25 protein-coding genes and 1 riboswitch are annotated in these 24,225 nt (G+C 65.4%); of the genes, 19 read left to right on the top strand and 6 right to left on the bottom strand.

From position 1 onward, the window contains the following. Positions 1-35 precede the first annotated feature (35 nt). Positions 36-521 (bottom strand): methylated-DNA--[protein]-cysteine S-methyltransferase, encoded by a 486-nt coding sequence (locus MHY08_RS08475; protein WP_204610366.1) that lies wholly within the window; start codon positions 519-521, stop codon positions 36-38. Between the two features lies 1 nt (position 522). Beyond that, positions 523-2,238, bottom strand: coding sequence for a long-chain-fatty-acid--CoA ligase (locus MHY08_RS08470; RefSeq protein ID WP_239193821.1), 1,716 nt, complete (start codon positions 2,236-2,238; stop codon positions 523-525). Positions 2,239-2,304: 66 nt separating this feature from the next. Here MHY08_RS08470 and mshA point away from each other — a divergent pair, with 66 nt between their 5' ends. The 4 genes from mshA (at position 2,305) to MHY08_RS08450 (ending at position 6,386) form a co-directional block, all read left to right on the top strand. Continuing rightward, positions 2,305-3,570: a D-inositol-3-phosphate glycosyltransferase gene (mshA, locus tag MHY08_RS08465; protein ID WP_239236258.1), complete on the top strand. Its 1,266-nt coding sequence runs from the start codon at positions 2,305-2,307 to the stop codon at positions 3,568-3,570. A gap of 39 nt (positions 3,571-3,609) precedes the next feature. Continuing rightward, positions 3,610-4,356: a phosphoglyceromutase gene (locus tag MHY08_RS08460; RefSeq protein WP_239230466.1), complete on the top strand. Its 747-nt coding sequence runs from the start codon at positions 3,610-3,612 to the stop codon at positions 4,354-4,356. Between the two features lie 63 nt (positions 4,357-4,419). Beyond that, positions 4,420-5,682 carry a cell wall metabolism sensor histidine kinase WalK gene (locus tag MHY08_RS08455; RefSeq protein WP_204610358.1) on the top strand — a complete coding sequence of 421 codons (1,263 nt, stop codon included), beginning with the start codon at positions 4,420-4,422 and terminating at the stop codon, positions 5,680-5,682. Continuing rightward, a complete protein-coding gene (locus tag MHY08_RS08450) occupies positions 5,679-6,386 on the top strand; it encodes a response regulator transcription factor (RefSeq protein WP_204610356.1) in 708 nt (235 codons plus the stop codon). Before MHY08_RS08455 ends, MHY08_RS08450 begins: the two co-directional genes overlap by 4 nt. On the opposite strand, the gene MHY08_RS08445 is transcribed toward MHY08_RS08450, so the two are convergent. Then, the gene (locus MHY08_RS08445; RefSeq protein WP_239236256.1) at positions 6,383-7,309 is read right to left on the bottom strand and encodes a hypothetical protein; all 927 of its coding nucleotides are present in this window, start codon (positions 7,307-7,309) and stop codon (positions 6,383-6,385) included. The genes MHY08_RS08450 and MHY08_RS08445 overlap by 4 nt on opposite strands. A 33-nt stretch (positions 7,310-7,342) precedes the next feature. Here MHY08_RS08445 and MHY08_RS08440 point away from each other — a divergent pair, with 33 nt between their 5' ends. The 5 genes from MHY08_RS08440 to MHY08_RS08420 all read left to right on the top strand — a co-directional run bounded on the left by MHY08_RS08440 (position 7,343) and on the right by MHY08_RS08420 (position 11,019). Next, the gene (locus MHY08_RS08440) at positions 7,343-8,272 is read left to right on the top strand and encodes a Ppx/GppA phosphatase family protein (protein WP_239193825.1); all 930 of its coding nucleotides are present in this window, start codon (positions 7,343-7,345) and stop codon (positions 8,270-8,272) included. A 9-nt stretch (positions 8,273-8,281) separates the two neighbouring features. Beyond that, positions 8,282-9,388 (top strand): tripartite tricarboxylate transporter TctB family protein, encoded by a 1,107-nt coding sequence (locus MHY08_RS08435; protein WP_239236255.1) that lies wholly within the window; start codon positions 8,282-8,284, stop codon positions 9,386-9,388. Between the two features lie 73 nt (positions 9,389-9,461). Then, entirely contained in the window at positions 9,462-10,253 is a 792-nt protein-coding gene (gene proC / locus MHY08_RS08430) for a pyrroline-5-carboxylate reductase (RefSeq protein ID WP_005327218.1), read from the top strand. 225 nt (positions 10,254-10,478) lie between these two features. Beyond that, positions 10,479-10,667: a helix-turn-helix domain-containing protein gene (locus tag MHY08_RS08425; protein WP_005276651.1), complete on the top strand. Its 189-nt coding sequence runs from the start codon at positions 10,479-10,481 to the stop codon at positions 10,665-10,667. Between the two features lie 250 nt (positions 10,668-10,917). Further along, positions 10,918-11,019: a 30S ribosomal protein bS22 gene (locus MHY08_RS08420; protein WP_003855542.1), complete on the top strand. Its 102-nt coding sequence runs from the start codon at positions 10,918-10,920 to the stop codon at positions 11,017-11,019. A gap of 86 nt (positions 11,020-11,105) precedes the next feature. Here MHY08_RS08420 and MHY08_RS08415 read toward each other — a convergent pair whose 3' ends face one another. Beyond that, a complete protein-coding gene (locus MHY08_RS08415; protein ID WP_204610349.1) occupies positions 11,106-12,143 on the bottom strand; it encodes an HAD family phosphatase in 1,038 nt (345 codons plus the stop codon). Between the two features lie 88 nt (positions 12,144-12,231). Between MHY08_RS08415 and MHY08_RS08410 the strand changes: the two genes are divergently transcribed. From MHY08_RS08410 to MHY08_RS08370, 9 genes are all read left to right on the top strand, one after another. Continuing rightward, positions 12,232-12,474: a glutaredoxin family protein gene (locus MHY08_RS08410; protein ID WP_150851354.1), complete on the top strand. Its 243-nt coding sequence runs from the start codon at positions 12,232-12,234 to the stop codon at positions 12,472-12,474. Between the two features lie 73 nt (positions 12,475-12,547). Continuing rightward, positions 12,548-13,882, top strand: a complete 1,335-nt coding sequence (locus MHY08_RS08405; RefSeq protein ID WP_239236254.1) for a glutamyl-tRNA reductase — start codon at positions 12,548-12,550, stop codon at positions 13,880-13,882. Further along, complete coding sequence (gene hemC, locus MHY08_RS08400) at positions 13,883-14,770, top strand: hydroxymethylbilane synthase (RefSeq protein WP_204610347.1); 888 nt, start codon at positions 13,883-13,885, stop codon at positions 14,768-14,770. It abuts the gene before it with no gap. Positions 14,771-14,978: 208 nt separating this feature from the next. Next, complete coding sequence (locus MHY08_RS08395; RefSeq protein WP_239236253.1) at positions 14,979-16,655, top strand: uroporphyrinogen-III synthase; 1,677 nt, start codon at positions 14,979-14,981, stop codon at positions 16,653-16,655. 28 nt (positions 16,656-16,683) lie between these two features. Further along, positions 16,684-17,667: a porphobilinogen synthase gene (gene hemB / locus MHY08_RS08390; RefSeq protein ID WP_239236252.1), complete on the top strand. Its 984-nt coding sequence runs from the start codon at positions 16,684-16,686 to the stop codon at positions 17,665-17,667. Between the two features lie 9 nt (positions 17,668-17,676). Continuing rightward, positions 17,677-18,429 (top strand): hypothetical protein, encoded by a 753-nt coding sequence (locus MHY08_RS08385; RefSeq protein WP_239236250.1) that lies wholly within the window; start codon positions 17,677-17,679, stop codon positions 18,427-18,429. Continuing rightward, positions 18,426-18,917 carry a tellurium resistance protein TerC gene (locus MHY08_RS08380; protein WP_239193833.1) on the top strand — a complete coding sequence of 164 codons (492 nt, stop codon included), beginning with the start codon at positions 18,426-18,428 and terminating at the stop codon, positions 18,915-18,917. The genes MHY08_RS08385 and MHY08_RS08380 overlap by 4 nt, the downstream gene beginning before the upstream one ends. A gap of 37 nt (positions 18,918-18,954) precedes the next feature. Further along, positions 18,955-19,989 (top strand): uroporphyrinogen decarboxylase, encoded by a 1,035-nt coding sequence (hemE, locus tag MHY08_RS08375; protein WP_239236248.1) that lies wholly within the window; start codon positions 18,955-18,957, stop codon positions 19,987-19,989. Next, a complete protein-coding gene (locus MHY08_RS08370; protein WP_239193837.1) occupies positions 19,990-21,369 on the top strand; it encodes a protoporphyrinogen oxidase in 1,380 nt (459 codons plus the stop codon). A 70-nt stretch (positions 21,370-21,439) separates the two neighbouring features. On the opposite strand, the gene MHY08_RS08365 is transcribed toward MHY08_RS08370, so the two are convergent. Continuing rightward, on the bottom strand, positions 21,440-22,477 hold the full coding sequence (locus MHY08_RS08365; RefSeq protein ID WP_239236246.1) for an HNH endonuclease signature motif containing protein: 1,038 nt from the start codon (positions 22,475-22,477) through the stop codon (positions 21,440-21,442). 116 nt (positions 22,478-22,593) lie between these two features. Beyond that, positions 22,594-23,442, bottom strand: coding sequence for an NAD(P)-dependent oxidoreductase (locus MHY08_RS08360; RefSeq protein WP_239236243.1), 849 nt, complete (start codon positions 23,440-23,442; stop codon positions 22,594-22,596). A 31-nt stretch (positions 23,443-23,473) separates the two neighbouring features. Continuing rightward, a riboswitch (guanidine-III (ykkC-III) riboswitch) is annotated at positions 23,474-23,539 on the top strand. 8 nt (positions 23,540-23,547) lie between these two features. On the opposite strand from MHY08_RS08360, the gene MHY08_RS08355 reads away from it, so the two are divergent. Next, on the top strand, positions 23,548-23,862 hold the full coding sequence (locus tag MHY08_RS08355) for a multidrug efflux SMR transporter (protein WP_005327239.1): 315 nt from the start codon (positions 23,548-23,550) through the stop codon (positions 23,860-23,862). Positions 23,863-24,225: the final 363 nt, after the last annotated feature.

Genomic DNA, 24,225 nt, shown 5'->3' with positions numbered 1-24,225 from the left:
TGAGGGGATAGCATATCCAAATATGAGGAATCCCTCTAGTTTTCTTCTAGTGTCAGCAAAAAACGTTTGGCATCCAGACCACCCGCATAGCCACCGAGCCCGCCGTCGCTGCGCAGCACACGGTGGCATGGTCGCACGATGAGCAGGGGATTGGCGCCGCACGCACTGCCCACGGCCCGCGTCGCGCCGGGCCGGCCCAGCAGCTTGGCGACGTCGCGGTAGGTGACCGTCTCCCCATAGCCAATCTCGGCCAGTTGCGCATGCACTGCGGCGCGAAAGTCGGTCGTCGCAGGCGGGTCGAGGCGTAACTCGAAGGCGTGGCGCTGGCCGGCGAAATACTCCGCGAGCTGTGCCTGGGCGGCGTCGAGCACGTCCGCGCTGCGCTTATCGACGCCCCCTTCATCCACACCGCCCACCGCTTCCTGCGGGGTGCTGGCCGCAGTGATGTCGACGCGGGAAAGCCCCCGCGGGCTCGCCTGCAAGCACAGGGGTCCGAGGGGGCTATCGATAAGGCGGAACATGTTAATTCTGTTCGGCCTCGAGGCGGCGGATGAGGTCTGCCTGGACCTCGCGGCGGCGGATCTTGCCCATCTGGTCCTTGGCCAGCTCCTCAAAGTGATAGAAGGTGCGCGGGACCTTGTAGCGGGTCAGGCGCTCGCGGCAGTAGTCCTTGAGTCCCTCCGGATCCAAGGCGGCGCCATCGGCGAGGTCGAGGCAGGCCACGACGTCCTCGGAGCCGTCCTCGCGCGGGCGGCCGACCACGGCGACGTCATCGATGCTCGGGTGCTCGCGCAGGATTTCTTCCACCTCGCCTGGGTAGACGTTGAAGCCGCCGGTGATGATGATTTCCTTGATGCGGCTGACCAGACGGATGAAGCCGTCTTCTTCCATGACACCCATGTCACCGGTGCGGAACCATTCGCCGTGGAAAGCGGCCTCGGTGGCCTCTTCATTGTTGAGGTAGCCCTTGAAGATCTGCGGGCCGCGGGCCAGCACCTCGCCCTCAACGCCGTCCGGCTGGGTCTCGTCCAGGTTATCCGGGTTGGCAATGCGCACCTGGGTATCCGGGAACGGAATGCCCACGTAGCCCGGGCGGCGGTCGGTGCTCATGGGGTTGCCCACAATAATCGGCGAGCACTCCGTGAGGCCATAGCCCTCCACCAAGAGGCCGCCGGTGTAGTTCTCCCACTTGTTGACCGTGTCCGAAGGCAGGGTAGACGCACCGGAGAAGGCCGCGCGCACACCCTTGATGGGGATTTCCTGATCCTCGGCGGCCTTCACGATGCGCTCGTAGAGCGTCGGCACGCCCGGTACCCAGGTCGGGGTGTGCTTCTTCATCAACTGCATGATGAGCGACATATCCGGCTTAGGCAGGATGACAAGCTCGCCGCCGATGAACTGCGCAAGGGTGACGTTCATAGTTAGGCCATAGGCGTGGAAGAAGGGGAGGGCGGCCAGCATACGCTCCGGCTTATCGCCCAAGCCAGGAACCCACGCCTTGCCCTGCATGATGTTAGAAAACAGGTTGCCGTGCGAGAGCATGGCGCCCTTCGGGGCGCCGGTGGTGCCAGAGGTGTACATAATCAGCGCGATGGTGTCTTTGTCCACGTCCTCCGGCGTGGTGATATCGCTGCCGTCGCCGCCGATGGCATTGCCCACCAGGGTCTCCCACGGCACGGTATTGGGCGCCGGGGACGATAGCTGCTCGCGCTTGGATTTCAGTGGCGGGATGGGCAGGCGTAGGGCGGCGCGCTGCAAGGTAGGCATGGCGTTGATCATGTTGATGGACACGACCGTTTCCAGGTTGGTGGTCGCACGCAGCTTCTCCAAGGTCGGCGCTGCCTTATCCCAGGCAATGGCGATGCGCGCGCCGTGATCCTGGAAGAGCCCTTCCAGCTCGTGGGCGGTGTAGAGCGGGTTGTGCAGCACCACCTGGGCGCCCAGCTTCAAGATGGCGTAGAACGCCGCGATGTACTGCGGCGAGTTCGGTGCCACGATGGCGACTCGGTCACCGGGGCGCACACCGAAGGCCTTCAGGCCAGCGGCCGCAGCGCGAACCTGCCGGTCCAGCTCCGCATACGTTTGGGTGCGTCCGAAAAAGTAGGTGGCCGGCTTATCGCCGTTGACCTCAAGATTATTGTCGTAAATGTCCAGCAGCGTGGTCTCGCCATACTCGAGGTGGTGCGGTGTCCATTCCGGGTAATACTGGAGCCAAGCCTGTGATTCGTATGCGGACAAAACTATACCTTTCGGTAGCGTAGGTTTCTGGCAGGGGCCAGTATAGCGCCGGTAGAATTGAGCGCCATGCGCATCGCCATGATCTCTATGCATACGTCCCCCATTGAGCAGCCCGGCTCGGGGGACGCCGGCGGTATGAACGTCTACGTCCTCAATATCGCCCGCCAACTAGCCCGCCGGGGAATCGAGGTGGACGTCTACACTCGCGCTACCCGGCCTAGCCAGGGCGAAATCATTGAGGTTGAGCCCCACCTGCGCGTTATTAATATCGTCGCCGGTCCGTATGAGGGCCTGGATAAAGAGGATCTGCCCACCCAGCTGGCCGCTTTCGCGGGCGGCATGGTGCAATTTGCCAAGTGGCAGGGCAAGAAATATGACCTTATTCACTCCCACTATTGGCTCTCCGGCCAGGTGGGCTGGCTGCTGCGGGATCTCTGGGGCATCCCGCTCATCCACACGGCCCATACCCTCGCCGCGGTGAAAAACGCCTCCCGGACCGCGGATGACACCTTGGAGTCCGAGGCCCGCCGCATCTGCGAGCAGCAGCTGGTGGATAACGCGGACCTGCTCGTGGTCAATACCGAGCAGGAGGCCCGCGACCTAGCCGAGCACTACGACGCCGAGTGCGACATCATTCGCGTGGTCTCGCCCGGCGCTGACGTCGAGCTTTTTACCCCGGGCACGGACCGCAATACGGAGCGCTCCCGCCGCGAGCTGGGCATTCCACTGCACACCAAGGTGGTGGCCTTTGTGGGGCGCCTGCAAAAATTCAAGGGGCCAGAGGTCCTCATTCGCGCCACGGCCGAGCTCTTCCGCCGCGAACCGACCCGCAACCTGCGCGTGGTCATTTGTGGCGGCCCGTCGGGGGCCAATACGGCGCCGGAGGCCTATAGGGAATTGGCGCGCGAGTTGGGCGTCGATAAGCGCGTGCGCTTCTTGGGCGCCCGCCCGCCAGAGGAGCTGGTGGGGGTCTACCGCGCGGCCGATATCGTGGCGGTGCCTAGCTATAACGAGTCCTTCGGCCTAGTGTCGCTGGAGGCCCAGGCCTCTGGCACACCGGTGGTAGCCGCGGCCGTCGGCGGGCTGCCCATCGCCGTAGCGGACGGGGAGACTGGCCTGCTGGTGCACTCGCATGATCCGTCTGATTGGGCCGATGCTCTAGCCCGCCTGCTTGACGACGACCCCATGCGCATCGCCATGGGCGAAGCCGCCGTCGCCCACGCCGCGCGCTTTAGCTGGGCCAGCTCCGCCGCCGCGCTCGCAGAAATCTATGACGAGGCCAGCCGCATCGAGGTCCCGGATTGCCATCAACGGCGGGCGATTGGGGATTAAACCCCGACGCCGGTAATAATTTCGTGGCATGCTGGAGGCATGACTAACGGAAAACTGATTCTTCTTCGCCATGGCCAATCCAAGTGGAACGAGTCCAACCAGTTCACTGGCTGGGTTGATGTAGATCTGACCGAAAAGGGCGAGGCGGAAGCCAAGCGCGGCGGTGAGCTGCTCGCGCAGGAAGGCGTTCTGCCCGATGTCCTCTATACCTCTCTTCTGCGCCGCGCTATCCGTACCGCAAATATCGCACTCAACGCCGCCGACCGCCACTGGATCCCAGTGGTGCGCGATTGGCGCCTCAACGAGCGCCACTACGGCGCTCTGCAGGGCCTGAACAAGGCCGAGACCAAGGAAGAATACGGCGAGGAAAAGTTCATGGCATGGCGCCGCTCCTATGACACGCGCCCGCCGGAGCTGGCCGATGACTCCGAGTACGCCCAGACCAATGACCCGCGCTACGCGGACCTGGACAAGGTCCCGCAGACCGAGTGCCTGAAGGACGTCGTCGCCCGCTTCGTGCCGTACTTCGAGGAGGAAATCCTCCCACGCGCCAAGAAGGGCGAGACCGTGCTCATCGCCGCACACGGCAATTCCCTGCGCGCTCTGGTTAAGCACCTGGACAATATTTCCGATGACGATATTGCCGGCCTGAATATCCCGACCGGCATCCCGCTGGTGTATGAGATCACCGAGGACGGCTCCGTAGTAAACCCAGGTGGCACCTACCTGGATCCGGAAGCCGCCGCTGCCGGTACCGCTGCCGTTGCTGCGCAGGGCGGTAAGTAAGAAACTGCGCCACAGTCCCCGGGGAGTATTCCCTGGGGACTTTGTGGTGGATAGGGTAGACACGTGGAATTGATTCTTTCCTTCGTTGCCGGCGTGGTGGCCTGCGGGTTGGCGCTGCCGGCGATTTCTTGGCTGCGCGGGCGCATTGCGCACTACCGCCAAGCCACCGATGCCGAGGCCAACCAGGTCACGACGGTCAGCCAGGTACTGCACTTGGCCGTGCAGGGCTCGCCGACGGCCCTGGCGGTGCTGGACCGCAGCCAAGAAATCGTCATGTCCAATCCCGCCGCCCACGAGATGTCCCTGGTGCATGATCGCGCCGTGAACCCGGACGTGTGGCAGACCGCGCAGGAGGTCTTCGAGGACAAGGAGACCCGCACCGTCGATCTGGCCATTCCCAAGCGCCGCACGGGCCACCGCGTCACCCAGTTCAAGGCGGTTATTAAGCCGCTGACGCTTAACGACGGCCGCTTTGTCATCATCTACGGCACCGATGAGAGCGAAAACGTCCGCATGGAATCCGCCCGCCGCGATTTCGTGGCAAACGTTTCCCACGAGCTCAAGACCCCCGTCGGCGGCATTGCCCTGCTGGCCGAGGCCCTGCTGCAAGACCCCGGTGACCAGGAAACCGTGGAGTACTTTGGCAATAAGGTTTACAAGGAAGCCAACCGCATGGCCGATATGGTCAGCGAGCTTATTTCCTTGTCCAAGCTGCAAGGCGCTGAGGCGCTGCCAGAGATGGAACCGTTGGCAGTCGATGACCTCATCGAGGAAGCACTCTCGCGCAACCAACTGGCTGCGGAGGCCCGCTCCATCGAGCTCAACCGGGGCGCCTCCGCCGGCGTGCAGGTCAAAGGAGATAGGTCCCTGCTGGTTACCGCACTATCTAACCTCATCTCCAACGCGATTAACTATTCGCCGGAGAAGATGCCGGTATCGGTCTCCCAAAAAGTCGTGGACGGTGGGGTCGTGCTCATCCGCGTCACCGACCGCGGCATCGGTATCGCACCGGATGATCAAAAACGTGTTTTTGAGCGCTTCTTCCGCGTAGACCAAGCCCGGTCGCGGCAGACCGGAGGCACTGGCCTAGGATTAGCAATTGTTAAACACGTGGTGGCCAACCATGGCGGCAACATCAAACTGTGGTCCCGGCCCGGTACGGGTTCTACATTCACTATTGAGTTGCCTATCTACAGAGAAGAAAAGCCAGCGCAGGATGCTGGCATGAAGGATAATGAGAAAAAGGATGCCGTCACTGCGGCGGCGCCTGGGCTCCCGCGTGCAGTAGCACGCGTCGCAGCACGTCGAAAGGATAAAGCACAATGACCACCATCCTCATCGTTGAAGATGAAGAGTCGCTGGCAGATCCGCTGGCATTCCTCCTCCGCAAGGAGGGCTTCGAGCCGATCATCGCGCACGATGGCCCTACGGCGCTGGAAAAGTTTGCCGCTAACGACATCGATATCGTCCTTCTAGACCTCATGCTGCCCGGCATGTCAGGCACCGAGGTATGCAAGCAGCTGCGCACCACCTCGTCCGTGCCGGTCATCATGGTGACCGCGCGCGATTCCGAGATCGACAAGGTCGTCGGCCTCGAGCTGGGCGCCGATGATTACGTGACCAAGCCCTATTCCTCCCGCGAACTCATCGCCCGCATCCGCGCGGTGCTGCGCCGCGGCCACGATTCCGGCCCCGGTGCCGATACCGAGGCGGAGGAAGACGTAGCCGAGCAGATCCTCGAGGGCGGCCGCGTCAAGATGGACGTGGAACGCCACACCGTTACCGTTGCGGATGAGCCGGTATCCATGCCGCTCAAGGAATTCGACCTCCTGGAGTACCTGCTGCGCAACGCCGGCCGCGTACTTACCCGCGGCCAGCTCATTGACCGCATCTGGGGCGCTGATTATGTTGGCGACACCAAGACGCTCGATGTCCACGTCAAGCGCCTGCGCTCCAAGATCGAGGAGCAGCCCTCCCGCCCGAAGCACCTGGTTACGGTGCGCGGCCTAGGCTATAAATTCGAGCTCTAGCTCCCCGTCTGCTGGCTTCCTGCCTGCAGGCTCCCGGCCTTCACGCTGGCCGGGTGCTGCGTGAGCTGGACGCCGTGCTCGGCCGCCGCGGCGCGGGCCTTGCAGTGCGCGGCCAAAATCTCATAGGACTCTCGGCCCATGAGCGCTACCAGCTCGTCCTCGTGCGATTGCCACATCGGCAGCGGGTTGGCGTGGCAGGCGGCATCGGCCGAGCAATACCAATCAAAGTCTTCGCCGCCATTGCCCCAACCGCGACGGTCATACTCGCCGATCTGCGTGCGCAAAATCTCCTGGCCATCCGGGCGCTCTTCATAGTCTTCGTAGCGGCGCAGCGGTAGCTGCCAGCACACCTCGGGTTTGACCACAGTGAGCTCCTCGCCGGCATCGACAGCCCACTGGTGCAGCGCGCAGCCTGTACCCGTTGCCCAGCCGGCGCGGTTGGCAAAAATGCACGCGCCATCCACAATGGGGGTCTTCAGCGCCGGTTCCGGTTCGCCGTCCTCGCCGTCGAGCTCGTCCCACTCTAGCCATGGCTCCAACTCGTCCGTAGCGTCCTGCGCGAGGAACTCATCTACCCCCGCTGGGCGCAGCTGCCAATACTTGGCGGGCATGCGCGAGACGGCGTCGTAAAGCTGGTCGCGGTCTTCCTCATCGGCCATATAGGCGCCATGCACGCAGCAGCCCACCTCGGGCTGGCTCTTATCGATGCCCCGGCATGCCGACGTCCCAAATTGGCAGCTGTAGTGCGATTCCACCCATGTTAGGTCGATAGAAAAGACGTGGTGCGGGTCGTTCGGGTTGGTAAATTCGAACCACTCCCGCGGGAAATCGGGGGCCTCTTCGCGGCCCGCTCTTATCGACGCCGCCGCGGGCGAGCTCGCGGGAAAACCTAGGTATACCGTGTCAGATTTTGGGCGATTCACACCTAACCACGGTAGACCTACTACGCTATTAGTGTGCGATTAGGTGTATTAGACGTCGGAAGCAATACCGTCCACCTCGTTGCGGTCGATGCCGCGACGGGCGGGCGGCCCACTCCGATGAGCGATTGGAAGACCCCGCTCCGGCTGGTAGAACAGCTGGACAAGAAGGGCAACATCCATGAAAAGGGTGTAAAGAAGCTGGTCAGCGCCGTAGCGGAGGCGAGCGAGCTGGGCGATAAGCTGGGCTGCGCGGAATTTATCGCCTTTGCTACCTCGGCGGTGCGCTCTGCACCCAATTCCGAGGCCGTGCTCGATGAGGTGGAAAAGCAGACCGGCGTACGCCTGCAGATCCTCTCCGGCGTGGAAGAAGCCCAACTGACCTTCCTCTCCGCGCGCCGCTGGTACGGCTGGTCCGCCGGCCGCATTACCAACCTGGACATCGGCGGCGGCTCGCTAGAGCTGTCCACCGGTACCGACGAGCACCCCGACCTTGCCTTCTCCCTCGACCTGGGCGCTGGCCGGTTGACCCATAATTGGTTCGACACCGACCCGCCAGAGAAGAAAAAGGTAAGCGCGCTGCGCGATTTTATTGATGCGGAGCTTGAGGACGCCGCCCAGCAGATGAAGGCTATGGGCCCCGCTGGCCTTGCCGTGGGTACCTCCAAAACCTTCCGTACGCTGGCCCGCCTGACCGGCGCCGCACCTTCGTCTGCCGGCCCATACGTCAAGCGCACGTTGACTGCACCGGGTCTGCGCCAGTTAATTTCCTTCATCTCTCGCATGACTGCGGCAGACAGAGCGGACCTAGAAGGTGTAAGTTCTAACCGATCGCACCAAATCGTTGCCGGCGCTCTGGTAGCCGAGGCATCCATGCGAGCCTTGGACATCGAGAAGCTGGAAATCTGCCCGTGGGCGCTGCGTGAGGGCGTCATTTTGCGCCGGACCGACAAGGGATTGGAATAGGAAGAGATCATGGCTGACAAGAACAAGTTGACCGTGGCAGAGCTGCTGGCTCGCGATAAAAAGGCCCGCGGCGAGAAGGGCGGCAAGGACGAAAAGCGTTCGCGCCGCCACCGCCGCAGCCTCGATGAAGGCGGCATCTCCGTTGCCGAGCTAACCGGCAACCTCAAGAAGGTCGAGGCTTCGCCTGCCGAGGCCAAGCACACCTCCGTCTCCATCGACGAGGGTGCCCCCGTCATCCGCGCCCCCAAGGCTGCCGACGCGACCGATGCCGACTCCGCAAAGAAGTCCGCCGACAAGCCTGCTTCTCAGTCCGCAGCCACGACCGCTGCTCAGCCTGCCGCGCCGAAGGCTGCACCGAAGACCGCCGCAAAGGCAGAACCAAAGGCTGCTCCTAAATCTGCGGACAAGCCCGCAGCCAAGGCTGCCGCCAAGCCAGCGCAGACCGCACAGCCGGCCGCGTCCGCCCCATCGGCTGCACAGCCCACCGCAAAGAAGAAGCAGCCTTCTGCCGATGACACCGCGGTAATCCAGCGCGTGGATAAGGCGAAGACGGACGACGCCAAGTCTGCTGCCACCAAGCCTGCCGCGGCGAAGGCAGGTACGGCCAAGCCTGCAGCGGAGAAGCCGACCGCAGACAAGGCCAGCGCGGACAAGATCACCGCAGCGAAGCCCGCTGCTGAAAAGCCGAAGGCCGACAAGGGCGCAAAGGCAGCCGGAGCGGGAGCTGCGGCAGCCGGCGCTGGAGCGGCCGCCGCGGCGGTGCCGGCGTCGAAGAAGGCGGGCGTCGCTAAGGATGCCGAGGAAACCGGCAACCTGCCCAAGGTCGAGGACGACAAAGAGTGGATCGAGGAAGAGCACGAGAAGCTCAACCCAGTGTCCATCCTGCTGATGATTGTCGCGGGCATCCTGCTGGCGATTGTCATCTTCAAGGGCTTTGAGATTCTGTGGGATAGCTTCCCGCGCCTAGTCGTCGCCATCCTGGCGCTGTGCGTCACCGCAATTATGGTGGGCGTGACGCACGCCCTGCGCACCGCGCGCGATGGGTTCTCCATGTTCCTGGCCGGCTTTACCGGCCTTATCCTGACCTTCGGCCCGCTGCTGTTGGTTATGCTCTAAGCCCCTCGCTTGTCGACGCCCCGGTTACCCCACGTGGTAGCCGGGGTTCCGCATTTTTGGCATGGTGGAGACTATGACAAAGATTGCAATTTTAGGCGGCGGACAAATCGGTGAGGCTTTGACCTCGGGACTCGTAGCATCGGGCTTTGCGGGCTCGGATATCACGGTCACCAACCGCACCGAATCCCGCAGCAAGGAACTTCAGGATGCCTATGGCGTTGCCACCACCAGCGATAATGCGGCGGCGGTGGACGGCGCGGACTATATCTTCGCGTGCGTAAAGCCCTACGCCATCCTGGACCTGCTCGAAGGCCTTGAGCCGGCCAAGGATGCCGTGGTCGTGTCCATGGCCGCGGGCCTGACGCTAGAGCAGCTGCAGGGTGCGGCGGGCGAAGGTGTGCCGGTGGTGCGCGTTATGCCCAATACCCCCATGTTGGTGCGCCGCGGCATGTGCACCTGCGCGGCCGGTGAGCACGTGAGCGACGCCCAGATGGACGGCGTGCGCGAGCTGCTGGAGGCCGTCGGCGAGGTTGCGGTCATCCCGGAGAAGAATATCGACGCCGCCACCGCACTGGCGGGATCCTCCCCGGCCTATTTCTTCCTTGTGGCAGAAGCGCTTGTCGATGCCGGCGTGCAGCTCGGCCTTCCCCGCGACGTCGCCGAGAAGCTTGCCGCCCAGGCCGCAGCCGGCTCTGGTGAGATGCTGGCTAGCTCCGGCCGCTCGGCCACCCAGCTGCGCGCTGGCGTAACCTCGCCGGGCGGCACCACCGCGGCCGCCGTCCGCGAGCTGGAGGAGTCCGGCCTGCGCGGCGCGTTCTACCGCGCGGCAGAGGCCTGCTCCGATAAGGCCAAGGAGCTCGGCTAGCGCCGCCGTGTGCGACCTCCCCGTGGTGGGGGTGTACCCACCCGGGAGTGTTGGGGCGGGTGTTAAGCAGCGCTTTTGGGGGAAACCCTAATGAATGCTGTGAAAAAATTTGGCACTTGGGTCGCATTAGTCACATGTTTCACGATAGGCTAGGGCAAGCACGTGCGTGAAGTCCTGTGGGAGGGGAAGCCTACAGCGCGTAACGAGCTGAAGGGTTAGATATATATGGCAAATGAAGAAAAGGGAACCTTTCTGACGATCGCGGAGGTCGCCGAGATTATGCGCGTCTCCAAGATGACCGTCTACCGTTTGGTTCACGCAGGCGAAATGCCGGCTGTTCGCGTCGGACGCTCCTTCCGCGTTCACGAGTCTGCCGTCAACGAGTACCTGGAGGCTTCCGTCTACGGAGCCTAGGCTCGCGCCGCACAGACAGCGCCCACCTCTGTTGGCCCTCGTGGTCAGCGGTGGTGGGCGCTGTTGTTTCTCACTGTTGTTGTCGCGGACCCTTTTTGGTCACGGGCTGGGTGCTGGGTAAGATGGTGTGCATTCGTGTCGGCTCGCTGATGTGGCCCGCGGTCCGTGTGGCCACGGCGGCAAGAGTGCACCTTCGCCGTTTTAGCGCTGACAAGTTTGACAGTACGTACTACACGAAAGTGAGGACTCCATGGGTTCCGTCATTAAGAAGCGCCGCAAGCGCATGTCCAAGAAGAAGCACCGCAAGATGCTGCGCCGCACCCGCGTGCAGCGTCGTAAGCTGGGCAAGTAAACCCCAGCCCGCTTCTTGCCCTCCGCCCTTGCGCGGAGGGTTTTTGCATGCTTGCCGACGTCCCCCAGCGCCCGCTCCCGCCCTCGCTACCGCCGATAGTAGCGCCAGCCGCCATAGGAGAAGGCGGCGGTGGCCAGCGCCGGCAGACCATAGGTGCGGATGGCGCGGCGCACGGAGCGATAGTCGCGCACGAGCCAGCCGCGGTCGCCAGCGATATCGCGCAGCTTGCGGTCCGGGTTAATGGCCACGGCGGTGCCGACCATGGACAGCATGGGCACATCGTTGGCCGAATCCGAGTATGCGGTGCAGCGCGAGAGATCGAGGCCCTCGATGGTCGCGAGCGCGGCCACGGCGTGCTTCTTGCCGGGCCCGTGGAGGATATCGCCGACCAGCCTGCCGGTGAACTTGCCATCCTTGACCTCCGCGACGGTGCCGAGCGCGCCTGTAAACCCGAAGCGCCGGGCGAGCACCTGTGCCAGCTGGACCGGGGTGGCGGTGACCAGCCACACCTGCTGGCCGGCGGCTAGGTGCATCTCCGCCAGCTGCGTGGTGCCGGGGTAGGCGCGGCGGGCCAGCGAGGCGTCCACGATTTCCTCGCACAAATCCACCAGCTCGTCGACGCTGCGGCCTTTGACAAACTCCAGTGCCTGCGCGCGGCCCACGGCCACGTCCTTGGCATTTTCGCTGCCGGAGACGCGGAACTTGAGCTGCTTCCACGCTATCGGCAGGATTTCAGAAAGCCGGAAGTAGCGCTTGCGCGCCAAGCCAAAGGCGAATTCCACGAGGGAAGAGCCTTGGATGAGGGTGTTATCGACGTCGAAAAACGCTGCCGCGCCCACATCCACCGGCACGTCCGGGTCCTGGGCGGTGATGCGCTGCGCGCCGGCCGCGTCATAGGAACCGGTGACCGAGTCCACGCCGGAGGCGAAATCCTCCAGCTCCAGCCCAAATTCCTCCAGCGCCGCGGCGGCCGCGGCTTCACCGGCGGTGCGCTGCGATTCCTCGTCCAGCGGGGCGAGCGCTTGGGTCTCCAAGAAATTGCGCAGGTTACCGCGCGAGGCGGTCCAATTGGCCAAGAAGTCGCGAGGGGATTCGGGGAACCCTGGGGGAGTGGTAGCGGACACGAGTGAGACAAACAGCTTTCGCAAACGCGGGGTGGACTAACGTGTCCATAGTAATGGTTTCCACCGCCGCCGTCCTTGTGAGGAGAATATGTCTCAGCATCTCGTCGAGCTCATGGTGCGCACCACCTGCGGTTCTTGCGCGCGCGTGAGGGAGCAGATCACCCCCGTCGTCAAGCAGGCAGGCGCGGAGCTTGCCGTGCGTAACGTGGATGAGGACGCGGAGCTGGCCATGGAATTCGGTGACCGCGTGCCCGTCGTGGTCATCGACGGCGAAGAGTTTGCCTGCTGGGAAGTAGACAACGAGGAGTTAGCGGCCGAGCTGGCCGGTTGATTCGGGATCCGCGACACCGACGGGTAGTCTTTTGGAGGATTAAAATCAATCAAAGGGTTGAGGAGTGTTGTGCATGAGCGTGCTCGTCGTGGGCATGTCCCACCAGTCGGCGCCGGTGGCGCTGCTGGAAAAGCTGAGCATGGATAGTGCGGTCCAGGATTCCGCCTGCGGGCAACTCGTGGCGGCCGAGCCGCTGTCAGAGGCGATGATTATCTCCACCTGCAACCGCATGGAGGTCTACACCGTCACCAACTCCTTCCACGCCGGCGTGCAGGAAGTCGTGCGCGTGCTCACCCAGGTGTCGGGCGTGGGCGAGCAGGAGCTGCGCAACTACCTCTACGTGCGCTATGCCGACGCCGCGGCCGAGCACCTGATGTCCGTGACCTCCGGCCTGGATTCCATGGTGGTGGGCGAGCAGCAGATCATCGGCCAGGTGCGCAGCGCCTACCAGTCCGCCTCCGAGCAGGGCACGGTCGGCCCGCGCATTCACGCGCTGGCGCAGGCCGCGCTGCGGGCGGGCAAGCGCGTGCACTCCGAGACCGATATCGACGAGGCCGGCGCCTCCATGGTGTCTTTCGCCTTCGACCAGGCCTTGCAGCGCCTCGACGCCGGGGACCTGACCGGCAAGACTGCGCTGATCCTTGGTGCGGGCGCCATGGCGTCCCTCGCCGCCACCCACGCCGGCCGGCTGGGGGTTAAGGAGCTGGTGCTGGCCAACCGCACCCGCGAGCGTGCCGAGCGCCTGGCCAGCCACGCCGAGGAGGCGGGCGTTGCCACCCGCGTCGTGGACTTTTCTGAGCGCGCCGCCGCGCTTTCCGACGTCGACCTTGCCATCTCCGCCACCGGCGCCGATAACTTCACCATCGAGGCCGCCGACCTCCCCGCCGGCCGCGCTCTCATGCTCATCGATCTCTCCCTGCCGCGCGATATCGACGATGCCGCCGCCGCGGCCGAGGGCGTGGACCTGGTCAATATCGAGCGCCTGAGCAAGTCGCTTTCGGCCGCCGATACCGATGTCGCGGCCGGCACCAGCCCGCACGCGCAGGCCCGCCACATCGTCGACGAGGAGCTGGCGGCCTATACCTCGGCCCAGCGCGTGCGCGACGTCGCTCCGGCCGTAAGCGCCCTGCACCGCCGCGCGGCCGATCTCGTCGAGTGCGAGGCCGCGCGCCTGCAGCACAAGCACCCCGAGCTCGCGGGCAAGCAGCTCGAGGACGTTCAGCGCGCGCTCAAGCGCGTGGCCGATAAACTGCTGCATGAACCGACGGTTAGGGCGAAGAAGCTGGCGGCGTCGGAAAGCAGTGTCAGCAGTGAAAGCGCCCTGCAGGAGCTCTTTGGCCTGCAGCTGGAAGGCTCCGGTGTGTCCGTGGCCGTCAATGAATTGCCCACCATGACTAAGGAGGCCTAAATGTTTCAGATTGGTACCCGCGGCTCCAAGCTCGCCACCACCCAGGCCGGCCATGTGCGCGATTGGCTTATCGACGCCGGCTTTGACTCCCAGCTCCACATCGTCACCACCGCCGGCGACGTCAATATGGCGCCGGTCGAGCGCATCGGCGTCGGCGTATTTACCCAGGCGCTGCGCGAGGCGCTGTATGCCGGCGAGTGCGATATTGCCGTGCACTCGTTTAAGGACCTGCCCACCGCGCCCGATGAACGCTTCCGCCTCGTGGTGCCGCAGCGCCAGGATTCCCGCGAGGCGCTCGTCGCCCGCGATGGCCTGAGCCTGGCACAGCTGCCGCAGGGCGCGCGCGTGGGCACCTCCGCACCGCGCCGCATCTCCCAGCTGGCCGCCCTCCGCCCGGACCTGGAGATTCGCCCGCTGCGCGGCAACATCGATACCCGCATGTCCAAGGTCACCGACGGCGAGCTCGACGCCGTTCTGCTGGCCTACGCCGGCCTGCTGCGCGGCGGCTACGCAGACCGCGCCACCGAAATCTTCGAACCCTCCGTCTTCATGCCGGCGCCGGCCCAGGGCGCACTCGCCATCGAGGCCGTGGCCGGCACCGAGGCCGCCGCGGCCCTAGACGCCATTGTCGACGACCGTGCCTCGGCCGCCGCTGCCGGTGAGCGCGCCGTGCTGGCCCGCCTCGAGGCCGGCTGCACCGCGCCGGTGGCCGCCACCTCGCGCTGGGACGGCGACCAGCTCACCGTGCGCGGCGGCGTCTTCGCGCTCGACGGATCCCGCCAGCTCACTGCCACCGCCTCCGGCTCCGCGGCCGAAGCCGCCGATCTTGGCGCGCGCGTCTCGGACGAGCTTTTCGCCGGTGGCGCGGCCGAGCTGCTGGGCAAGTAATTTCGCCTTTAGGCGCTAATAATTTAAGGTGTAGATACCACAGATCATTGTCCCGCAATGATCCGGCCCCCTTTAAGGGCATCCCAGGACGCAAGGCCTGGGATTTTGGCCGTTAAGACCGTGTCACCCACCGCCGGCGCGGGGAACCACACCGCATGCGATCATGTCCGTGCGCGGTGCCGCGCGCCCGATTTTAGAAAAGAACTTTATGAGCAATGCCGCGCCAGACACCCAATTGGGCAAGATCGTCTTTGTGGGCGCTGGTCCAGGTAATCCCGACCTGCTGACCGTCCGCGCCCGCGAGGTTCTGGCAAATAGTGCCATCGCCGTGACCGATCCGCAGGTCATGCAGGGCGTGCGCGATGCCGTCGCCGCCGCGCTGCCCGTTCCGCAAGAGCTTCTCGACGCCGCCGAGGCCGAATACGCCCAAATGTGCGCCGATGCCAAAGCCAAGGGCGCGCGCCGCAAACCGCCGCGCCCCGCGCCGCCAACGGCCGCGGTGTTGTACGAGCCGGCCGAAGATATCGTCGGCCAGCTGCGCGAGTGCTTGGTCGAGGCCGATGGTGAGGATGTCATCCGCCTGGTCACCGGCAACCCGCTGCACCGCGAGTCCATCAAGGCCGAGATCAACGCCGTGGCGTCCGCCGGCCTGGAATTCCAGGTGGTGCCGGGCATGTCCCTGCCATCCACCGTGCCGTCCTTTGCCGGCATTGCGCTCGGCTCGACCTATACCGAGGCCGACGTTACCGACGGCGCCGATTGGGACGCGCTGGCCAACGCCACCCAGCCCATCGTCCTGCAAGCCACCAAGGAAGACCTGCCGGTCATCTCCGACGAGCTGCAGCAGCGCGGCATGCCGGCCGAGACCGAGGCATTTGTCACTGTCCACGGCACCACCCGCCTGCAGCGCACCTACGAGACCACGCTGGGCACCATGGGCAAGCTCGACGCGGACCTCACCGGCCCGCTCGTCGTCACCCTCGGCCGCAGCATCGACGACCGCACCAAGTACTCGTGGTGGGAAAACCGCCCGCTCTATGGCTGGTGCGTGCTCGTCCCACGCACCAAGGAGCAGGCCGGCCCGATGTCCGCGCGCCTGGCCGGCTACGGCGCTATCCCGCAAAACGTGCCCACCATCTCCATCGAGCCGCCGCGCAATCCGGCGCAGATGGACCGCGCCATCAAGGGCATCGTCGAGGGCCGCTACAAGTGGATCGTCTTCACCTCCGTCAACGCCGTGACCGCGGTGTGGGATAAAATCGCCCAGCTCGGCCTCGACGCCCGCGATTTCGCCGGCGTCCACCTCGCGGCCGTGGGCACCAAAACCGCGGCCGCCATCCGCGCCAAAGGCATGGTTCCGGAGCTTCTGCCACACAAGAAGAAGCAGAACGCCGAGGGCCTGCTCGATGTCTTCCCCAACTTCGTAGAAGACATCGACGCCGTCGGCCGCGTCCTGCTCCCGCGCGCCGATATCGCGGCCGACACCCTAGTTGACGGGCTCAAGGCCCTCGACTGGGAGGTCGATGACGTCGTGGCCTACCGCACCGTCCGCGCCGCCCCGCCCTCGGCCGAAATCCGCGACATGATCAAGACCGGCGGCTTCGACGCCGTCGCCTTCACCTCCGGGTCCACCGTGCGCAATCTGGTGGGCATTGCAGGCAAACCGCACCAGCGGACGATCATTGCGTGTATCGGGCCGTCGGCAAGAGCGGCCGCGGAAGAGATGGGCCTGCGCGTCGATGTCGTGCCCGAAGTCGCCGACGTGCCCGCGCTTGTCGACGCCCTCGCAGACCACGTCGCCGCCCTCCGCGCCGCCGGAAACCTGCCCGCGCCGCGCAAGAAACGCCGCTCGCGCAAGAAGGCTACTAAGGTCGACAAGGCATAAGTTTTAGTCTCGCTCTAAGGAGTACCCAATGAGCACCTTCCCAGCCCGCCGCCCACGCCGCCTGCGCACCACCCCGCAGATGCGCAACCTCGTGGCCGAAACCGAGGTCCGCCCCTCGGACCTGATTCTGCCCATGTTCATCGTGGACGGACTCGACGCCCCGCGCGAGATTCCCTCCATGCCGGGCGTCTACCAGCACACCTTCGACTCCCTGCGCCGCGCGGCCGAGGAGGCGTTGGAGGCCGGCGTGCCGTGCATCGACCTTTTCGGTGTGCCGCTCGATGAGGACAAGGACGATACCGGTTCCGTCGCCTGGGACCCGCAGGGCATTTTGAACCGCGGCATTTCCTGCCTGCACGAGGAATTCGGCGACGACCTTATCGTTATGGCCGATACTTGCCTCGACGAGTTCACCTCCCACGGCCACTGCGGCGTGCTGGATGACAAAGGCCGCGTGCTTAACGACGAATCCGTCAAGCTCTACCAAGACATGGCCCGCTCCCAAGCCCGCGCCGGCGCCCAAATCGTCTCCCCGTCCGGCATGATGGACGGCCAGGTCGGCGCCATCCGTGCCGATCTCGACGAGGCCGGCCACCAGGACGTGGCCATCATGGCTTATTCCGCCAAGTACGCCTCCGCCTTCTTCGGCCCGTTCCGCGATGCCGTCGGTTCCTCCCTGGAAGGCGACCGCCGCACCTACCAGCAGGATCCGCGCAACTTCCGCGAATCCCTGCTCGAAGCCGAGCTCGACATCGAAGAGGGCGCGGACTTCGTCATGGTCAAGCCCGGTCTGCCCTACTTGGACGTGCTCTCGGCCGTGGCGGAGACTTCTCCCGTGCCGGTCGCGGTCTACCAGGTCTCTGGTGAGTACGCGATGGTCAAGGCCGCGGCCGCCAACGGATGGATCGACGGCGAAGCCATCATGCTCGAGTCGCTGACCGCATTCAAGCGCGCCGGCGCCGGCCAGATTCTGACCTACTTCGCTACCGAAGCCGCCCGCCTGCTCAAGTAAAGGATCCCTGTGACTGCTACGCCCCCGTCGCCCGCCCCTGCCCCTCGCACGCAACGCCCGCCGCGGCAGCAGCAGCGGCCGGAGTCCGTGACGTACATGCTGTGGCTGTGGCTGGGCGCGCTATGCGGCGAGGCCGTGCACCAGGTGCTCAACGTGGTGCTCACGCTGCTCAACCACGACGTACTCATGTCACAGGCCAAGGAGATGGCTAAGTCCGCACCGGCTGGCGTGGATGAAGCCCAGCTTTCCGACGCCTTCCTCCGCACCGCCGCCTACGGCTCCGTCGCACTCTCAGCGGCCATATCCCTGGCGATTATCGTGCTGTTGGCCTTCCTGTTGCGGTCCCTTGCTAACCGCAGCAAGCGGGCCGGCACCTCGCGCCGCGTGTGGTTCGCCTTCTCGATCTACTTCGGATTCCGCATCCTGCTGACCTTCATGGTCACCCCAGCCGGCGCGGACGTGCCCGATTGGCTCTTTGCCGCCGATGGCATGGTGCAAATTCTCGTCGGCGTCGCGGCGGTGCTCGGCCTGATTTTCTCCGTGCGGGCCGAGACCTTGGACTACACCGGCGAACTCGAACAGATGCGCGAGCTGGAAAAAGAACTCGAGCAAGCGCAGCGCGAGAAGAAGCGCGCCGAGGAAGAGCGCACGCGCTCCAAGGACGACCAGCGCGGCAAGCGTGACGACAGCAAGCGCGAACACCCCGACCGCACCAACCGTGCCGACCGCGCCGACCGTGCCGACAGGGAGGACAAGCGATGAATAACACCGAGCGGCCCGGACCCCGCGACTATAACCGCGCGGCCCGAAACACCTCCGCCAAGGAGAACCTCGACGCGTGGCCGCGACCGCTGCGCTGGGCATATTGGGTGCTCGTCGTCAGCGCCGTGATCATGCTGGTCAGCGGCATGGTGGGCATCTTCGGCTCGGGCGGGCCACAGGTGGAGCCGCAGAATGCGCAGGTCGCGGAGTACCTCCATTCCAATCGCCTGTTTGTCGCGGTGACCAATGCCGTCGGCGCCATCCTGCTTGCGCTCTTCGCAGCGCAGCTGGCCGGCGGGTCCAAGTGGGCGCGCCGCATCATTACCGTGGTCATCGCGTTCGCGCTTTTTACCAATATCGCCGCCCTCGCGCTCGGCATCGGTGGGCTCGGGTTGCTGATTATCCCCATCACCTTGATCGTCGCCCTCGCGCTGCTTTTCCAGCCGCAGTCTAACCGCTTCATCAAGGACCGCAGCTTGCGTGGCTAATTAGCCCTCACTCCAACTGTTGATTCATAATTGGGGCATGTCTCGACTCAATCGTGCCCCGCTTATCGACGCCGCCCTCGGCCGCACCCCCTCCCGCCCTCCAGTCTGGTTCATGCGCCAGGCCGGCCGCTCACTGCCGGAGTACCGCGCCGCCCGCGAGGGGATTAGCATGCTCGATTCTTGCTTCATGCCGGAACTGCTGGCAGAAATCACCCTGCAGCCGGTGCGCCGCCACGACGTCGATGCCGCCATCTTGTTCTCCGATATCGTCGTCCCGCTCAAGGCCGCGGGCGTCAAAGTCGATATTGTGCCGGGCCGTGGGCCGGTGATGGAGCAGGCGGTGCGGAGTAGGGAGGACGTCGGCAAGCTGCCGCTGCTGGATACCGACGTCCCCGAGGTCACCGAGGGCATCGCCCGCATCCTGGCCGAGCTCACCGAAACCCAAGCACTCATCGGCTTTGTTGGCGCGCCGTTCACGCTGGCCAGCTACCTCGTTGAGGGCGGGCCATCCAAGAACCACGAGCGCACCAAGGCCCTCATGCACGCCGATCCGGAGACTTGGCACATGCTCATGCGCCGTCTGGTGCCGACCATCACCCGCTTCCTGCAGGTGCAGGTCGACGCCGGCATTGACGCCATGCAGCTTTTCGATTCCTGGGCCGGCTACCTCAACGAGCGTGACTACCGCGAATTCGTGCTGCCGTACTCCCGGGAGATCCTGGCCGGCGTGACTATCCCGCGCATCCATTTCGGCGTCGGCACCGGCGAGCTCTTGCCGGCTATGTCGGAGGCGGGGTCGGAAGTTATGGGCGTCGATTATCGCGTGCCCATGGACGCCGCGGCCGAGCGCGTAAGCGCCCGCGTGTTGCAGGGCAACCTCGACCCGGCCATGCTTTTTGCCGGCGACGACGCCGTGCGCCAGGCCGTGCGCACCATCCGCGGCGAGGTCGACCGGGCCCGCGAGCGCGGCGATATCGACGGCCATATCTGGAACCTCGGCCACGGGGTCCTGCCAACTACCGACGCGGAGGCAATCACCCGCGCCGTATCCATCATCCACGAGGAGGGCTAAATGCGTATTGCCATTATTGGCGCCGGCCTGGCGGGCTTGACGGCCGCCTACGAGCTGCGCGACCACGACGTAGAGGTTTTCGAGGCCGCCGGCCGTATCGGCGGCAAGCTGTACTCCGTGCCGTTTAATGGCGGACCCACCGATATGGGTGCCGAGGCTTTCCTCGCCCGCCGCCACGACGCCGTGGAGTTTATCGAATCCCTCGGCTTGGGTGACAGCCTGGTTGAGCCCTCCGGCCTGCATTCGTTGGTGTACTCCGGGGAGCTTAAGCCGCTGCCGCGCGGCGGGATGATGGGCATTCCTTCGCACTCGGAGCCGGTTGCACACCTGGTCTCGGCCGAGACTGCCCGCCGCATCGATAACGAGGAGCCTTTCGAGTGGACGGCCGGCAGCGACGTCTCCGTCGGCCGCCTAGTGCGCCAGCAGTTTGGCGACGACCTCGTTGACCACGTCATCTCCGCCCTCCTCGGCGGCGTGTACTCCTGCTCGGCCGATGACCTGGGTGTGCGCGCGACCATCCCGGCGCTGGCCGAGACGCTCGACGCGCTCTCCGCGCGCGGCCCGGTCACCCTCTCGGCCGCGGTCCGCTCGTTGGAAGAAGCGCGCGCGGCCAAGCCGAGCAGCGGCGGACCCGTCTTTCAGACCTTCCGCGGCGGCTACGCAGAACTCTACGAGACGCTGGCCGATAAATCCCGCGCCAAGATCTACCTCGATACCTTCATCTCCGGCATCACTCGCGAGGGCGAGAAATTCCGCCTGGCCGGCGCACCCGGCGATACCGTCCCCTTCGACCGCGTGCTGGTGGCCACCCCGGCCCCGACCGCAGCGCGCCTGCTCCCCAAGGTGTCCCCGCGGGCGGCGGAGCGGTTGAAGAGCGTGAAGCTGGCGGCGTCGGCAGTCGTGGGCCTGAAGTTCGAGTCTGACACGGACCCGTCCGGCAACGCGTTGCCACAGAACTCCGGCATCCTCGTTGCCACCGACCAAGACGACGTTCACGCCAAGGCATTCACGCTGTCCTCGCGCAAGTGGCCGCACTTGGCCGAGCGCGGCGGTGCCTTGGTGCGCGCCTCTTTCGGCCGCTTTGGCGACGACGCCATCGTCCGCGCCGAGGAAGATGACCTCGTCGACTATGCCCTCGACGACCTCCAGCGCCTCACCGGCTTCGACGGCCGCGCCGCGGGCGTCGCCGAGATTTTCACCCAGCGCTGGTTCGGCGGCCTGCCACGCTTTGATGCCGGCCACCTGGAAACCGTGGCCGGCGCGCGCGGCGCCCTCGCGGCGACGCCGGGCATCGATGCCACCGGCGCTTGGGCCGGCGGGGTTGGCGTACCCAATGTCATCGCGGACGCCCGCGCCGCTGCGGCTCGTATCGCTCGCTAGCTGCGGGGCTCGCTAGCTGCGGGCATGCCAATGCGGCAGCAGGGCATCCTGCTGCCTGGCGGTTTAGAGGCTAGTGGGCCGATGGCGGTGCTGGCGCGGTGTCAGCCCAGGGTGGCTGCCACACCACGCGGCCTCGGCGCCGAACGAGGCGCCCGCGCACCGGTGGGGCATTCGGGTCATCGTCGTTGACGCCGTTGTGGTACGGGCAACAGGTGGCGAGGTTTGCCATATTGGTATCGCCGCCGTGCCGCCACGCCTGCAAGTGGTGCACCTGGCATTTATCCGCCGGATAGTTGCATTCGTCCCAGGGGCATACCGGATTTTCCGCAGCAGCCATGAGCCGCTGCTTCTCGTTGGCCATGCGTTCCGTGCGGTAGAGGTTGACCGCGCCCTCGAAGGGGTGAACGAGGGTGATAAGGCCGCGCTCTGCCAGCGTGCGCGAGACGAGTTCCGCGCCGGTGAGGCGGGCGCCGTTGGTGAGCTGGATGGTGATTTCCTCGCCGTCGCCATCGATGATGCGGTCGAGTTCGTCGAGCGTGATAATTGCATTGGTTGTAATGGTTGGACGGGTGGCTGGGGCGGCGCCGGAAGGGGAGAAGAGCTCCGCAACGGAATCGAGAGGCGCGTCCTCGTCCAAGCTGGATTCCAAGTCCGCGATGAGTGAGGAAGGCCCGGTAATCGCGAGGGTCCACGGCGCGTCCTTGCGGCGGCGGATGCGCACGCCGGGGCGCGGCGGGGCCGGGGGATTGAGCTCGCGCAGTTTCTTGCGCGCCAGCTTTTCCATCTCATCGGTATCGGCGGCGGTGCGGCACAGCTCCACGCGCAGGCGCCAGGCGTCGCGCTTGGTCTTGGCGCGGGATGCGTAGCGCTCGATTACCTCCAGCGTGGGCAGCGGGTGGGCGCGGTCGCGGGCTGCGGTAACCGCCTGGCGCTGCAGGCGGGCAAAGGAGGTGGGGGCAAAGAGGGCGTCGGCAAGCGTGAGCAAAGTGCGGGCTGTTTTATTGGGCGCACCGGCAGCGCGCAGCTGGTCTTCAGACATGCCGGCGCACCCGGCAACGATGTCGATGCCGGGCGCCAGGGCCGCGAGATAGGTCTGAAGAGCTGTCATGCCCCGCAGCCTAAGCCACGGCGCGCAACCTGTGCGAGGGCGAGCGCGCGAACCTGTGGATAACTAGGGCTCACAGGGCGAATTTTGGCCCGCACGCCCGGCGGGCCTGTGGATAACTAGCCCTTATTGCGGAAGACGAAGATGGAGGAGAAGTCCTGATCGCCGTGGCCCATGGCCTGCATTTCCTCGAAGCGGCCGATGGCTGCGGTCAGGGCGGGCAGCGGCTTGGTGGAGGTCATCTCCATGAGCTTGGCGTCCTTGGCTAGGGCGTCGACGGTGAAATCGCCCGGGTCGGTATTGCGCTCGCCGGTGATAAACGGCGCCTTCATATTGGCGATGAAGGACAGGCCGGTGATATCGAGCATCTGCAGCACCACCTCGGAGTCCAGACCCTCGGACTCGCCGAGCTGCAGGGCTTCGAGCAGGCCCTCGGCGGTGACGGCGAGCGCGAGGTTCGCCAGCAGCTTTCCGATGGCCGCCGTAGCCGCCGCTTCCACTCCGATGAGCTTGTCTTCGCCCGCCCAGGACTCGGCGAGGGACATGGCTTGCTCGCGGCGGGCGTCGTCAGGCGTGCCCACATAGACGCCGAGCTTGCCCTCGCGGGCCGGGCCGAGCGTGCCGACGACCGGGGCGTGGACGTAGGTGTCCACGGCGGCGGCGAATTCGCGGGCATCGTTGGGCGAGACGGTGGTGGTGTCGATCCAGGTCACGCCGGCGGGGATGAGCTGCGGCTCGATGACGACCTCGCGGACATCGTCAGGCCCGAAGAGAGAGGTGATAATGACCTCGGCGTTCGCCACGGCCTCGGTGGGCGAGGCGGCAAGCTCGGCGCCTTCCTCCACCAGCGGCTGGGCGCGCTCGGCGGTGCGGTTCCAGACGGTCAACTCGATGCCGTCCTGCTCTTTGAGCAGGCGGCGGGCTAGTTCGGTTCCCATGCGGCCAGTTCCAAGAAATGCAATCTTCATGGTTTTCTAGTGTGCCATCATTGGGTGCAGGTTCGCCGCGTCTTGCGCGAGCCCCGGACGAGGGAGCCGTACCCGGCAACGCGACAAGACGGCCAGGAAGCAGTTATGGCGTGGTTCATCTTGATTTTCTCCGGCGCATTCGAAGCCGTGTGGGCGGCGGCGCTGGATAAGTCCGCAGGTTTTACGCGCCTGTGGCCCTCGCTTATTTTCCTCGTGGCCTGCGCGATTTCCATGGGCGGGCTGGCGTGGGCGATGCGCAGCATCCCGGTGGGCACGGCCTATGCGGTGTGGGCGGGCGTTGGCGCGTCGGTGGCAGTTATCTATTCCTTCGCCGCCGGCCACGAGGCCGCCACCGTGTGGAAGGTGCTATTCCTCGCCATGATCATCGGCGGCATCGTGGGGTTGAAAGCGGTGAGTTAGAGGCCCGGAATCCGCGGCGCGGGAGGCAGCGGCGGCGCAGGCGGCGGGGCGGGCGCAGGCACGGCGGGCACTGCCGGCATATCAGGCACCGCGTCCTCGATGCGGCCGCGCACCTCGTGCGGCGGAATATTGAGGTTCGGCAGGCCGATTTTGTCCCGCGCGGGTGGGCGTGGGGCCGGCGCCGCAGGTTGCGGGCGGGGTGCTGGCGCGGGCTGTTGCTGGGGAGCACGAGCCGAGCCCAGAGCCGGACTGGGTGCTGGCCTAAACGAAGGAGTGGGTGCCGCGTCCGCAGGCGAAGGCGCCGCGGTCGATGGCGAAGGCGGCTCGGTCGGCGGCGAGGGAACCGGGGCGTCCTCCCGAGGC

The sequence above is a fragment of the Corynebacterium sp. ACRPJ genome, from assembly GCF_022347345.1.
GTDB classification, from domain to species: Bacteria; Actinomycetota; Actinomycetes; order Mycobacteriales; family Mycobacteriaceae; genus Corynebacterium; species Corynebacterium tuberculostearicum_D.
The sequence above is the reverse complement of the archived record's forward strand: the minus strand, read 5'-3'. Positions and strand labels throughout refer to the sequence as shown.